General features: G+C 54.1%; 21 protein-coding genes. All 21 read left to right on the top strand.

Going from position 1 to position 12,370, the window contains the following annotated elements; genetic code table 11:
• Positions 1-156: 156 nt before the first annotated feature.
• The 21 genes from rpsL to rplF all read left to right on the top strand — a co-directional run bounded on the left by rpsL (position 157) and on the right by rplF (position 12,366).
• Entirely contained in the window at positions 157-528 is a 372-nt protein-coding gene (rpsL, locus tag ICY20_RS22435; protein WP_002555494.1) for a 30S ribosomal protein S12, read from the top strand.
• Positions 529-646: 118 nt separating this feature from the next.
• Positions 647-1,117 (top strand): 30S ribosomal protein S7, encoded by a 471-nt coding sequence (rpsG, locus tag ICY20_RS22440; RefSeq protein WP_002555493.1) that lies wholly within the window; start codon positions 647-649, stop codon positions 1,115-1,117.
• 30 nt (positions 1,118-1,147) lie between these two features.
• The gene (gene fusA, locus ICY20_RS22445; protein ID WP_122486023.1) at positions 1,148-3,253 is read left to right on the top strand and encodes an elongation factor G; all 2,106 of its coding nucleotides are present in this window, start codon (positions 1,148-1,150) and stop codon (positions 3,251-3,253) included.
• 30 nt (positions 3,254-3,283) lie between these two features.
• Positions 3,284-4,477, top strand: a complete 1,194-nt coding sequence (tuf, locus tag ICY20_RS22450; protein WP_122486024.1) for an elongation factor Tu — start codon at positions 3,284-3,286, stop codon at positions 4,475-4,477.
• Positions 4,478-4,620: 143 nt separating this feature from the next.
• Complete coding sequence (rpsJ, locus tag ICY20_RS22455; RefSeq protein ID WP_003186070.1) at positions 4,621-4,932, top strand: 30S ribosomal protein S10; 312 nt, start codon at positions 4,621-4,623, stop codon at positions 4,930-4,932.
• A gap of 81 nt (positions 4,933-5,013) precedes the next feature.
• Complete coding sequence (rplC, locus tag ICY20_RS22460; protein ID WP_003194649.1) at positions 5,014-5,649, top strand: 50S ribosomal protein L3; 636 nt, start codon at positions 5,014-5,016, stop codon at positions 5,647-5,649.
• Between the two features lie 12 nt (positions 5,650-5,661).
• Positions 5,662-6,264: a 50S ribosomal protein L4 gene (gene rplD, locus ICY20_RS22465; protein ID WP_003176424.1), complete on the top strand. Its 603-nt coding sequence runs from the start codon at positions 5,662-5,664 to the stop codon at positions 6,262-6,264.
• Entirely contained in the window at positions 6,261-6,560 is a 300-nt protein-coding gene (rplW, locus tag ICY20_RS22470; protein WP_002555488.1) for a 50S ribosomal protein L23, read from the top strand. Before rplD ends, rplW begins: the two co-directional genes overlap by 4 nt.
• 14 nt (positions 6,561-6,574) lie before the next feature.
• Positions 6,575-7,399 (top strand): 50S ribosomal protein L2, encoded by an 825-nt coding sequence (gene rplB, locus ICY20_RS22475; protein ID WP_003176423.1) that lies wholly within the window; start codon positions 6,575-6,577, stop codon positions 7,397-7,399.
• 16 nt (positions 7,400-7,415) lie between these two features.
• Positions 7,416-7,691, top strand: a complete 276-nt coding sequence (gene rpsS / locus ICY20_RS22480) for a 30S ribosomal protein S19 (protein ID WP_002555486.1) — start codon at positions 7,416-7,418, stop codon at positions 7,689-7,691.
• An 11-nt stretch (positions 7,692-7,702) separates the two neighbouring features.
• On the top strand, positions 7,703-8,035 hold the full coding sequence (gene rplV / locus ICY20_RS22485) for a 50S ribosomal protein L22 (RefSeq protein WP_003103908.1): 333 nt from the start codon (positions 7,703-7,705) through the stop codon (positions 8,033-8,035).
• Positions 8,036-8,048: 13 nt separating this feature from the next.
• On the top strand, positions 8,049-8,735 hold the full coding sequence (rpsC, locus tag ICY20_RS22490) for a 30S ribosomal protein S3 (RefSeq protein ID WP_003176422.1): 687 nt from the start codon (positions 8,049-8,051) through the stop codon (positions 8,733-8,735).
• Between the two features lie 12 nt (positions 8,736-8,747).
• Positions 8,748-9,161, top strand: a complete 414-nt coding sequence (gene rplP, locus ICY20_RS22495; protein ID WP_003232424.1) for a 50S ribosomal protein L16 — start codon at positions 8,748-8,750, stop codon at positions 9,159-9,161.
• Positions 9,161-9,352 carry a 50S ribosomal protein L29 gene (gene rpmC, locus ICY20_RS22500; protein ID WP_002555481.1) on the top strand — a complete coding sequence of 64 codons (192 nt, stop codon included), beginning with the start codon at positions 9,161-9,163 and terminating at the stop codon, positions 9,350-9,352. The genes rplP and rpmC overlap by 1 nt, the downstream gene beginning before the upstream one ends.
• Positions 9,353-9,354: 2 nt before the next feature.
• The gene (gene rpsQ / locus ICY20_RS22505; RefSeq protein ID WP_003176419.1) at positions 9,355-9,621 is read left to right on the top strand and encodes a 30S ribosomal protein S17; all 267 of its coding nucleotides are present in this window, start codon (positions 9,355-9,357) and stop codon (positions 9,619-9,621) included.
• 23 nt (positions 9,622-9,644) lie between these two features.
• Positions 9,645-10,013, top strand: coding sequence for a 50S ribosomal protein L14 (gene rplN / locus ICY20_RS22510; protein ID WP_002555479.1), 369 nt, complete (start codon positions 9,645-9,647; stop codon positions 10,011-10,013).
• Between the two features lie 11 nt (positions 10,014-10,024).
• Positions 10,025-10,339, top strand: a complete 315-nt coding sequence (gene rplX / locus ICY20_RS22515; RefSeq protein WP_003176416.1) for a 50S ribosomal protein L24 — start codon at positions 10,025-10,027, stop codon at positions 10,337-10,339.
• Between the two features lie 22 nt (positions 10,340-10,361).
• Entirely contained in the window at positions 10,362-10,901 is a 540-nt protein-coding gene (gene rplE, locus ICY20_RS22520) for a 50S ribosomal protein L5 (protein ID WP_003194642.1), read from the top strand.
• Between the two features lie 13 nt (positions 10,902-10,914).
• Entirely contained in the window at positions 10,915-11,220 is a 306-nt protein-coding gene (rpsN, locus tag ICY20_RS22525; protein WP_159955817.1) for a 30S ribosomal protein S14, read from the top strand.
• Positions 11,221-11,427: 207 nt separating this feature from the next.
• Positions 11,428-11,820: a 30S ribosomal protein S8 gene (gene rpsH / locus ICY20_RS22530; protein WP_003176413.1), complete on the top strand. Its 393-nt coding sequence runs from the start codon at positions 11,428-11,430 to the stop codon at positions 11,818-11,820.
• A 12-nt stretch (positions 11,821-11,832) separates the two neighbouring features.
• Positions 11,833-12,366 carry a 50S ribosomal protein L6 gene (gene rplF / locus ICY20_RS22535; RefSeq protein WP_003176412.1) on the top strand — a complete coding sequence of 178 codons (534 nt, stop codon included), beginning with the start codon at positions 11,833-11,835 and terminating at the stop codon, positions 12,364-12,366.
• Positions 12,367-12,370: the final 4 nt, after the last annotated feature.

Consider the following 12,370-nt stretch of genomic DNA (forward strand, 5'->3'; position numbering starts at 1 on the left):
CCCCGGTTCGACGAGAGGGGAGGTCGGGGCCTTGCCTTGACTGGGGGCAAGATCCTCTTTAGACTCTTGTACCCCTAAATTTGGCGGGAATTCGTTCCTGCCATTTTGCTTTTCTTGCAAGACAATAGCGTCGCAAGACAACAGTGGAGCTAGTAGATGGCAACTATCAACCAGCTGGTACGTCAGCCGCGTAAGCGTATCGTCGAGAAATCCGACGTACCTGCGCTGCAGAACTGCCCGCAACGTCGTGGCGTATGCACCCGTGTGTATACCACCACGCCGAAAAAACCTAACTCGGCACTGCGTAAAGTATGCCGTGTGCGCCTGACCAACGGTTTCGAGGTTTCCTCGTACATCGGTGGTGAAGGTCACAACCTGCAAGAGCACAGCGTGGTACTGATCCGCGGCGGTCGTGTAAAAGACTTGCCAGGTGTTCGTTACCACACCGTACGCGGCTCCTTGGATACCTCCGGCGTTAAAGGTCGTAACCAGGGTCGTTCGAAGTACGGTACCAAGAAGCCTAAGTAGTAGCGGCTTTTTGTAAAACTGAATCATCTTATTTTCTGAGTCGATAAGAGTAAGGTCGGAGGCGTCCCGAAAGGGCACCGATTCCGAGCGAACCTGAAGACCGTTTGAGGGCTTATCCATGCCAAGAAGACGCGTAGCAGCCAAGCGCGAAGTGCTTGACGATCCAAAATACGGAAGCCAAATCCTGGCCAAGTTCATGAACCACGTGATGGAAAGCGGCAAGAAAGCCGTTGCCGAGCGTATCGTTTATGGCGCGCTGGAAAAGGTTAAAGAACGCAAGAACAGCGACCCCCTGGAAATCTTCGAGAAAGCTCTCGACGCCATCGCTCCGCTGGTCGAAGTGAAGTCGCGCCGTGTAGGCGGTGCTACTTACCAGGTTCCGGTTGAAGTTCGCCCGTCCCGTCGTAACGCTCTGGCAATGCGCTGGTTGGTAGACTTCGCCCGTAAGCGTGGCGAGAAGTCTATGGCTCTGCGTTTGGCTGGCGAACTGTTGGACGCTGCTGAAGGTAAAGGTGCTGCTGTTAAGAAGCGTGAAGACGTGCACCGTATGGCTGAAGCTAACAAAGCTTTCTCGCACTACCGCTTCTAATCTTAGCTTCACTAATTTTGCGAGGGCTTTATGGCTCGTACTACTCCGATTAGCCGCTACCGTAACATCGGTATCGTTGCTCACGTGGATGCTGGTAAAACCACCACCACTGAGCGCGTACTGTTTTACACCGGCAAAAGTCACAAAATGGGCGAGGTGCATGACGGCGCCGCGACCACAGACTGGATGGTTCAGGAGCAGGAGCGTGGTATTACCATTACTTCTGCTGCTATTACCGCCTTCTGGAAAGGTTCCGAGAAGCAGTACAAAGACGAGCATCGCTTCAACGTAATCGATACCCCGGGCCACGTAGACTTCACCATTGAAGTTGAACGTTCCCTGCGCGTACTCGACGGCGCTGTCGTTGTGTTCTGCGGTACCTCGGGTGTTGAGCCTCAGTCGGAAACCGTATGGCGTCAAGCCAACAAATACGGCGTTCCACGTCTTGTTTACGTAAACAAGATGGACCGTGCTGGTGCCAACTTCCTGCGCGTGATCGGTCAGATCAAGCAGCGTCTGGGTCACACCCCGGTGCCAATCCAATTGGCTATCGGTTCCGAAGATAACTTCCAGGGTCAGATCGATCTGATCACCATGGAAGCGGTCTACTGGAATGATTCCGACAAAGGTATGGTTCCTGTTCGTAAGCCTATCCCTGAAGAGCTTCAGGAACTGGCTGACGAGTGGCGCAACAACATGGTTGAGGCTGCTGCCGAAGCCAGCGAAGAGCTGATGAACAAATACCTCGAAGGTGAAGAGCTCACCAACGTGGAAATCAAGGCCGCTCTGCGTCAGCGTACTATCGCTGGTGAGATCGTCTTGGCTGTTTGCGGTTCTTCCTTCAAGAACAAGGGTGTTCCCCTGGTTCTCGACGCCGTTATCGACTACCTGCCGGCTCCAACCGACATTCCAGCTATCAAGGGTTCCAACCCTGATAACGAAGAAGAAGAGATGGAGCGTCATGCTGACGACAGCGAGCCGTTCTCGGCTCTGGCGTTCAAGATCGCTACCGACCCATTCGTGGGTACTTTGACCTTCGTCCGCGTTTACTCGGGCGTGTTGGCATCCGGCGACGGCGTGATCAACTCGGTTAAAGGCAAGAAAGAGCGTGTGGGCCGTATGGTGCAGATGCACGCAAACGCCCGCGAAGAGATCAAGGAAGTACGCGCTGGTGACATCGCGGCCCTGATCGGCATGAAGGACGTCACCACTGGTGAAACCTTGTGCGACGCTGCCAAGCCAATCATCCTGGTTCGCATGGACTTCCCGGAGCCGGTTATTTCGGTTGCCGTAGAGCCTAAGACCAAGGATGACCAGGAAAAAATGGGTATCGCTCTGGGCAAGCTTGCTCAGGAAGATCCATCTTTCCGCGTTAAAACTGATGAAGAGACTGGTCAAACGATCATCTCCGGCATGGGCGAGTTGCACCTGGACATCCTGGTTGACCGGATGCGCCGAGAGTTCAACGTCGAAGCCAACATCGGTAAGCCTCAGGTTTCCTATCGTGAGCGCATCACGAAGAACTGTGAAATCGAAGGCAAGTTCGTTCGTCAGTCCGGCGGTCGTGGTCAGTTCGGTCACTGCTGGATCCGTTTTGCTCCTGCTGACGAAGGTCAGGAAGGTCTGCAATTCGTGAACGAAGTAGTAGGTGGTGTTGTTCCTAAGGAATACATCCCTGCTATCCAGAAGGGTATCGAAGAGCAGATGAAGAACGGCGTTGTTGCCGGCTATCCGCTGATCGGCCTGAAAGCAACCGTTTTTGACGGTTCTTACCACGACGTCGACTCCAACGAGATGGCGTTTAAGGTGGCTGCCTCCATGGCAACCAAGCAACTGGCCCAGAAGGGCGGTGGTGAGTTGCTTGAGCCAATCATGGCGGTAGAAGTTGTTACACCTGAAGACTATATGGGTGATGTCATGGGCGACCTTAACCGTCGTCGCGGCATGATCTTGGGTATGGAAGACACGGTTTCCGGCAAAGTGATTCGCGCCGAGGTTCCGTTGGGTGAGATGTTCGGTTATGCGACCGACGTTCGCTCCATGTCCCAGGGTCGCGCAAGCTACTCTATGGAATTCAAAAAATACAACACAGCTCCGGCGCACATCGCTGAAACTGTATCCAAAAAACAAGGCTGATTCAGTCCTTTAGGCAAGGAGTTAATTGTCGTGGCTAAAGAAAAATTTGATCGTTCCCTACCGCACGTCAACGTTGGCACCATCGGTCACGTTGACCACGGTAAAACCACTCTGACTGCTGCTCTGACTCGCGTTTGCTCCGAAGTTTTCGGTTCCGCAATCGTTGATTTCGATAAAATCGACAGCGCACCAGAAGAGAAAGCTCGTGGTATCACCATCAACACCGCGCACGTTGAATACAACTCGCTGATCCGTCACTACGCTCACGTTGACTGCCCAGGTCACGCTGACTATGTGAAGAACATGATCACCGGTGCTGCCCAGATGGACGGCGCGATCCTGGTTTGCTCGGCCGCTGATGGTCCGATGCCACAAACCCGTGAGCACATCCTGCTGTCCCGCCAGGTTGGCGTTCCGTACATCGTGGTTTACCTGAACAAGGCTGACCTGGTAGACGACGCTGAGCTGCTGGAACTGGTTGAGATGGAAGTGCGCGATCTGCTGAGCACTTACGACTTCCCAGGCGACGACACTCCGATCATCATCGGTTCCGCTCGTATGGCTCTGGAAGGCAAAGATGACAACGAAATGGGCACCACGTCCGTTCGTAAACTGGTAGAGACTCTGGACAGCTACATCCCAGATCCAGTTCGTGTTATCGACAAGCCATTCCTGATGCCAATCGAAGACGTGTTCTCGATCTCCGGTCGCGGTACTGTTGTGACTGGTCGTATCGAGCGCGGTATCGTTCGCGTTCAAGACCCGCTGGAAATCGTTGGTCTGCGTGACACCACCGTCACCACCTGCACCGGTGTTGAAATGTTCCGTAAGCTGCTCGACGAAGGTCGTGCAGGCGAGAACTGCGGCGTTCTGCTGCGTGGTACCAAGCGTGACGACGTTGAGCGTGGCCAGGTTCTGGTTAAGCCAGGCTCGGTTAAGCCGCACACTACCTTCGAAGCTGAAGTGTACGTGTTGAGCAAAGAAGAAGGCGGTCGTCACACTCCGTTCTTCAAAGGCTACCGTCCACAGTTCTACTTCCGGACCACTGACGTGACCGGTAACTGCGAACTGCCGGAAGGCGTTGAAATGGTAATGCCAGGCGACAACATCAAAATGGTTGTCACCCTGATCAAAACCATCGCAATGGAAGATGGTCTGCGTTTCGCTATTCGTGAAGGCGGTCGTACCGTCGGCGCTGGCGTCGTAGCCAAAATCATCGCTTAATAAGTGATGACTTGAAAAAAGCCTCCGCCTAGCGGGGGCTTTTTTTATTGGGTTGACACCTATCTGGGGCGTCTATAGAATTGCGCCTCCTTTTAACGGGCGTATTGCGCTCGCTGGGAATAGCAGCCGGAGTCTGAAATCCAATGCAAAATCAGCAAATCCGTATCAGGTTGAAGGCTTTTGACCATCGCCTGATCGACCAATCCACCCAGGAAATCGTGGAAACCGCGAAACGTACTGGTGCACAAGTGCGTGGTCCAATTCCACTGCCTACCCGTAAAGAGCGGTTCACCGTTCTGGTCTCCCCGCACGTCAACAAAGACGCGCGTGACCAGTACGAGATCCGTACTCATAAGCGCGTACTGGACATCGTCCAGCCAACGGATAAAACCGTTGATGCACTTATGAAGCTTGATCTGGCGGCCGGTGTGGAAGTACAGATCAGCCTCGGCTAAGACTTGGGTCTTAGTCGTGTAACGCTCTGAAATGGGCGGCCATAGCGGGTGAAAGCCCCGTACACTCATGAGGTTTACAACATGACTATTGGTGTAGTCGGTCGTAAATGCGGTATGACCCGTATTTTCACCGAAGAAGGTGTCTCCATTCCGGTCACGGTCATTGAGATCGAACCGAATCGCGTCACCCAGTTCAAAACTGAAGAAACCGATGGCTATCGTGCAGTGCAAGTCACTGTCGGCGAGCGTCGTGCTTCGCGTGTGACTGCTGCTCAAGCGGGTCACTTCGCTAAAGCAAACGTTGCAGCTGGTCGTACTGTTATGGAGTTCCGTCTTGAAGATGGCGACTACCAGGCTGGCGATCTGATCAACGCTGAAATCTTCGCCGCTGGTCAACTGGTTGATGTAACCGGTCAGTCCAAAGGTAAAGGCTTCCAGGGTACGATCAAGCGTTGGAATTTCCGTGGCCAAGACAACACTCACGGTAACTCCGTTTCCCACCGCGTCCCGGGCTCTATTGGCCAGTGCCAGACTCCTGGTCGTGTATTCAAGGGCAAAAAAATGTCCGGTCATATGGGCGCTGAGCGCGTGACCGTGCAGTCCCTCGAAGTAGTGCGCGTCGACGCTGAACGCAATCTGTTGTTGGTCAAGGGTGCTGTTCCTGGCGCTACTGGCGGCAACCTGGTTGTACGTCCAGCGGCCAAGGCTCGCGGTTAAGGGGAAGCTGACATGCAATTAAATGTAAATGACGCTCAAGCGATCGAAGTTTCCGAACTGACATTTGGCGGCGAATTCAACGAGACGCTGGTTCACCAAGCAGTCGTGGCCTACATGGCCGGCGGCCGTCAAGGTAGCAAGCAGCAAAAGACCCGTTCCGACGTACGTGGTGGCGGTAAGCGCCCTTGGCGTCAGAAAGGCACTGGCCGTGCTCGTGCCGGTACTATCCGTAGCCCAATCTGGCGTGGCGGCGGTACCACTTTCGCAGCTCGTCCACAGGATCACTCTCAGAAGCTCAACAAGAAGATGTATCGCGCAGCACTGCGCTCCATCCTTGCTGAACTCGTGCGTACTGATCGTCTGGTCGTGGTTCAAGACTTCGCTGTTGAAAGTCCAAAGACCAAAGATCTGCTGGGCAAACTGAACAACATGAGCCTGACCGACGTTTTGATCGTGTCTGAAGCTGTTGATCAGAACCTGTACCTGGCTGCTCGTAACCTGCCACACGTTGATGTACGTGACGTGCAAGGTTCCGATCCAGTTAGTCTGATCGCATACGACAAGGTGTTGATCACCGTGTCGGCCGTGAAGAAATTCGAGGAGCTGCTGGGATGAACCAGGAACGCGTATTTAAAGTTCTGCTTGGCCCGCACGTTTCCGAAAAGGCTACGGTTCTGGCTGACAAGAAAGGCCAGTTCGTTTTCAAGGTTGCAACTGACGCAACCAAGCTGGAAATCAAGAAGGCCGTCGAAAGCCTGTTCAGCGTGAAAGTAGAGCGTGTTACTACCCTGAATGTTCTGGGTAAGAGCAAGCGCACTGCTCGCGGTCTGGGCAAGCGTAATGACTGGAAGAAGGCAGTTATCTCCCTTCAGCCAGGCCAAGATCTCGATTTCAGCAGCAGTGCTGAGTAAGGAAGGGGTGCATCATGGCAATCGTTAAATGCAAACCGACTTCCCCTGGCCGCCGTTTTGTGGTCAAGGTGGTCAACCAGGAGCTGCATAAAGGCGCTCCTCACGCACCGCTGCTCGAGAAAAAATCGAAGACTGGTGGTCGTAACAATAATGGTCGTATTACCACTCGTCACATTGGTGGTGGCCATAAGCAGCATTATCGTCTGGTCGACTTCCGTCGCAACGACAAAGATGGCATCTCTGCCACTGTCGAGCGTATCGAATACGATCCAAACCGTACTGCTCACATCGCTCTGCTGCTGTACGCAGATGGCGAGCGTCGCTACATCATCGCCCCTAAAGGCGTGAGCGCTGGCGACCAGCTGATCGCAGGTGCTTTGGCACCGATCAAGCCGGGCAACGCTCTGCAACTGCGTAACATTCCAGTTGGTAGCACCGTACACGGCATCGAATTGAAGCCAGGTAAAGGCGCGCAAATCGCTCGTTCCGCTGGTGCTTCGGCTCAGCTGATCGCTCGTGAAGGTGTCTACGTGACCCTGCGTCTGCGTTCTGGTGAGATGCGTAAAGTGCTGGCTGAATGCCGCGCGACCCTGGGCGAAGTCTCGAACTCCGAGCACAGCCTGCGTTCGCTGGGTAAAGCTGGTGCCAAACGCTGGCGTGGCGTTCGCCCAACCGTTCGTGGTGTTGCCATGAACCCGGTTGACCACCCACACGGTGGTGGTGAAGGTCGTACCTCTGGTGGTCGTCATCCGGTATCGCCATGGGGCTTCCCGACTAAGGGCGCGAAGACTCGTGGTAATAAGCGTACCGACAAAATGATCGTCCGTCGTCGCAAGTAAATAGAGGGATACGACAGTGCCACGTTCTCTGAAAAAAGGTCCTTTTATTGATCTTCACCTACTGAAGAAGATCGAAGTGGCGGCGGAAAAGAACGATCGCAAACCAGTTAAAACCTGGTCGCGTCGTTCGATGATCCTGCCACAAATGGTCGGTCTGACCATCGCAGTACACAACGGTCGTCAACACGTCCCAGTTCTCGTTAACGAAGACATGGTCGGCCACAAACTGGGCGAGTTTGCCGGTACCCGCACTTATCGTGGGCACGTGGCAGACAAGAAAGCCAAGCGTTAAGGGGTTAGGAAATGGAAGTAGCCGCTAAGTTGTCGGGCGCTCGAATCTCCGCCCAGAAAGCCCGCTTGGTCGCCGACCAGATCCGCGGGAAGAAGGTGGGCGAAGCGCTCAACCTGTTGGCTTTCAGCAGTAAGAAAGCCGCCGAGATCATGAAGAAAGTGCTGGAGTCGGCCGTAGCCAACGCCGAGCATAACGAAGGCGCAGACGTTGATGACCTGAAGGTCAGCACCGTTTTCGTCAACGAAGGGCGTTCGCTGAAGCGCATCATGCCACGTGCCAAAGGCCGTGCTGATCGCATCGTCAAGCGGTCTTGCCATATCACTGTCAAGGTTGCTGACAAGTAACGGAGTCGAAGAGATGGGTCAGAAAGTACATCCCATTGGCATTCGCCTGGGAATCGTCAAGGAGCACACCTCCGTCTGGTACGCAGACGGTCGGACTTATGCGGACTACTTGTTCGCTGATCTGAAGGTGCGTGAGTATCTCCAAGACAAACTAAAAAGCGCGTCCGTAAGCCGTATCGATATCCATCGTCCGGCACAAACTGCACGTATCACCATCCACACCGCTCGTCCAGGTATCGTTATCGGGAAGAAAGGTGAAGATGTTGAGAAACTGCGTCAGGACCTGACCAAGCAAATGGGTGTGCCTGTGCACATCAATATCGAAGAGATCCGTAAGCCGGAGCTCGACGGTATGCTGGTTGCGCAGAGCGTAGCTCAGCAGCTGGAGCGTCGCGTAATGTTCCGTCGTGCTATGAAGCGCGCCGTACAGAACGCCATGCGCATTGGTGCCAAAGGCATCAAAATCCAAGTGAGCGGTCGTCTCGGCGGTGCTGAAATCGCACGTACTGAATGGTATCGCGAAGGTCGTGTGCCACTGCACACCCTGCGTGCCGACATCGACTATGCCAACTACGAAGCTCACACCACTTACGGTGTGATCGGTGTAAAGGTTTGGATCTTCAAAGGCGAAGTAATTGGTGGTCGCCAAGAAGAACTGAAACCACAAGCACCAGCGCCTCGTAAAAAAGCTGCTAAGTAAGGGGTACGCCAAATGTTGCAACCAAAGCGTACGAAGTTCCGCAAGCAGATGACAGGCCACAACCGTGGTCTGGCTCAGCGCGGTAGCAAAGTCAGCTTCGGCGAGTTCGCGCTGAAGTCTGTAGCTCGTGGTCGTCTCACCGCTCGTCAGATCGAGTCAGCGCGTCGTGCTCTGACCCGTCACGTAAAACGTGGCGGCAAGATCTGGATCCGTGTATTCCCGGACAAGCCGATCTCCAAAAAACCTCTCGAGGTTCGGATGGGTAAAGGTAAGGGTAACGTGGAATACTGGGTAGCCCAGATTCAGCCAGGCAAAGTCCTGTATGAAATCGAGGGTGTAACTGAAGAGCTGGCGCGTGAGGCTTTTGCCCTGGCTGCTGCAAAGCTGCCGCTCGCCACCGCCTTTGTTAAACGGACGGTGATGTGATGAAAGCGAATGAACTTCGTGAAAAATCCGCACAGCAGCTGAACGAGCAACTGCTCGGCCTGCTGCGCGACCAGTTCAATCTGCGTATGCAGAAAGCAACTGGCCAGTTGGGGCAGTCTCATCTGCTCTCGCAAGTTAAGCGTGACATCGCTCGCGTGAAGACTGTGCTCAACCAGCAGGCAGGTAAGTGATCATGGCTGAAGCCGAAAAGACTGTCCGTACGCTGACTGGCCGTGTTGTCAGCGACAAGATGGACAAAACCATCACCGTTTTGATCGAGCGTCGCGTTAAGCACCCGATCTACGGTAAATATGTTAAGCGTTCGACTAAGCTGCACGCGCACGACGAAACCAATCAGTGCCACATCGGCGACAAAGTCACTATTCGTGAAACTCGTCCGCTGGCCAAGACTAAGTCTTGGGCACTGGTTGATGTTCTCGAACGCGCTGTGGAAGTCTAAGGACTAGGGGTCGGAGAAATTATATGATTCAGACTCAATCCATGCTCGATGTGGCCGATAACAGCGGCGCTCGCCGTGTTATGTGCATCAAGGTGCTGGGTGGCTCCCATCGTCGTTACGCTGGTATCGGTGACATCATCAAAGTTACCGTCAAGGAAGCAATTCCTCGCGGTAAAGTGAAAAAAGGCCAAGTGATGACTGCTGTTGTAGTCCGCACTCGTCACGGCGTTCGCCGTGCTGATGGCTCCATTATCCGCTTTGATGGCAACGCTGCTGTTCTTCTGAACAACAAGCAAGAGCCGATCGGCACCCGTATCTTTGGGCCAGTGACCCGTGAACTTCGTACTGAGAAGTTCATGAAGATCGTCTCGCTCGCCCCAGAAGTGCTGTAAGGAGATCCGACATGCAAAAGATTCGTCGTGACGACGAGATCATCGTGATCGCCGGCAAAGACAAAGGTAAGCGCGGTAAGGTGCTTAAGGTTCTCGCTAATAACCGTCTGGTTATCGGTGGTCTGAACCTGGTTAAGCGTCATACCAAGCCTAACCCGATGTCGGGCGTGCAGGGCGGTATCGTCGAGAAAGAAGCTCCGCTGGATGCTTCTAACGTCGCCATCTTCAACGGCGAAACCAACAAGGCTGACCGCGTTGGTTTCAAAGTAGAAGACGGTAAGAAAATTCGTGTCTTCAAGTCGACCCAAAAAGCGGTTGATGCTTGAACACTGCTAGGTAGATTAGACCATGGCACGACTACAAGAGATTTACCGGAAGGAAATCGCCCCTAAGCTTAAGGAAGAACTTAAGCTTGGGAACGTGATGGAAGTTCCGCGCGTTACCAAAATCACCCTGAACATGGGTCTGGGCGAAGCGATCGGCGACAAAAAAGTCATCGAGCACGCTGTTGCTGACCTGGAAAAGATCACCGGCCAGAAAGTCGTTGTGACCTACGCTCGCAAATCCATCGCTGGCTTTAAAGTCCGTGAAGGTTGGCCGATCGGCGTCAAAGTGACCCTGCGCCGTGAGCGTATGTACGAATTCCTGGATCGTCTGCTGTCGATCTCCCTGCCTCGGGTTCGCGACTTCCGCGGCCTGAATGCCAAGTCCTTCGATGGTCGTGGTAACTACAGCATGGGCGTGAAAGAGCAGATCATCTTCCCGGAAATCGACTACGACAAGATCGATGCTCTCCGCGGTCTGGACATCACCCTGACCACCACTGCCAAGAACGATGATGAAGGTCGCGCCCTGTTGCGTGCTTTCAAATTCCCGTTCCGCAACTGATTGGAGTAGGACCATGGCCAAGATGAGCATGAAAAACCGCGAGCTGAAGCGTCAGCTCACGGTTGCCAAGTACGCCAAGAAGCGTGCAGCACTGAAAGCAATCATCGTTGATCTGAACGCAAGTCCAGAAGCGCGTTGGGAAGCTACAGTTGCACTGCAGAAGCAGCCACGTGACGCAAGCGCTGCGCGCATGCGTAACCGCTGCCGCCTGACTGGTCGTCCACACGGCGTTTACCGCAAGTTCGGCCTTGGCCGTAACAAGTTGCGTGAAGCGGCAATGCGTGGTGACGTACCGGGTCTGGTTAAAGCCAGCTGGTAAGTACTTTCAGCGTCCAGGTGGTTGGGATCGCAATATAACGACCGCCGGTGACCTTGAATCTGGAACAAGCCCCTTTTGGGGCTTGTTTCATTTCCGGAGTGTGTCTAAAATACGCGGCTCGCCTGAGCCCGTGTTTTTTACGCGGAGATTCTCGGCGACAATATGTAGCCGCAAGGCTAATTTTTTTGTATTAGGAGCGTCTAGCCCATGAGTATGCAGGACCCGTTAGCGGACATGCTAACTCGTATCCGTAATGCCCAGATGGCTGAAAAGTCCGTCGTGAGCATGCCATCTTCCAAGTTGAAGGTAGCTGTTGCCAAAGTCCTGAAAGACGAAGGCTACATTGCGGGTTATCAGATCAGCAGCGAAATCAAACCACTGCTGTCCATCGAGCTGAAGTACTTCGAAGGCCGTTCGGTCATCGAGGAAGTGAAGCGCGTTAGCCGTCCAGGCCTGCGTCAGTACAAGTCCGCTGAAGATCTGCCGAAAGTTCGTGGCGGTCTGGGCGTGTCTATCGTCTCCACCAACAAAGGTGTGATGACGGATCGTGCTGCGCGCGCTGCCGGTGTCGGCGGCGAAGTTCTTTGCACTGTGTTCTAAGGGGGGATAAGCATGTCTCGCGTCGCTAAGAACCCCGTTAAGCTGCCAGCCGGTGTCGAAGTCAAATTCGCAGGCCAACAGCTTTCGGTGAAGGGTGCCAAGGGTACTCTTGAACTGAACATCCATTCGTCCGTTGAGATCGTTGAAGAAGCTGGTGAGCTGCGTTTCGCTGCTCGCAATGGCGATCAACAAACTCGCGCAATGGCCGGTACCACGCGTGCGTTGGTAAACAACATGGTCCAAGGCGTAAGCCAAGGCTTCGAGCGTAAGCTCCAGCTGGTCGGTGTTGGTTACAAAGCGCAAGCAAAAGGCACGGTTTTGAACCTGGCCCTTGGCTTCTCGCACCCAGTGGATTACGAACTGCCGGAAGGCATCACCGCTGAGACCCCTAGCCAGACCGATATCCTGATCAAGGGCATCGATAAGCAGCTGGTAGGTCAAGTGGCCGCTGAGATCCGCGACTTCCGTCCACCAGAGCCGTACAAAGGCAAAGGTGTGCGCTACGCGGACGAAGTCGTCCGTCGTAAAGAAGCCAAGAAGAAGTAGGGCA

This window comes from Pseudomonas pisciculturae (assembly GCF_015461805.1).
GTDB classification, from domain to species: domain Bacteria; phylum Pseudomonadota; class Gammaproteobacteria; order Pseudomonadales; family Pseudomonadaceae; genus Aquipseudomonas; species Aquipseudomonas pisciculturae.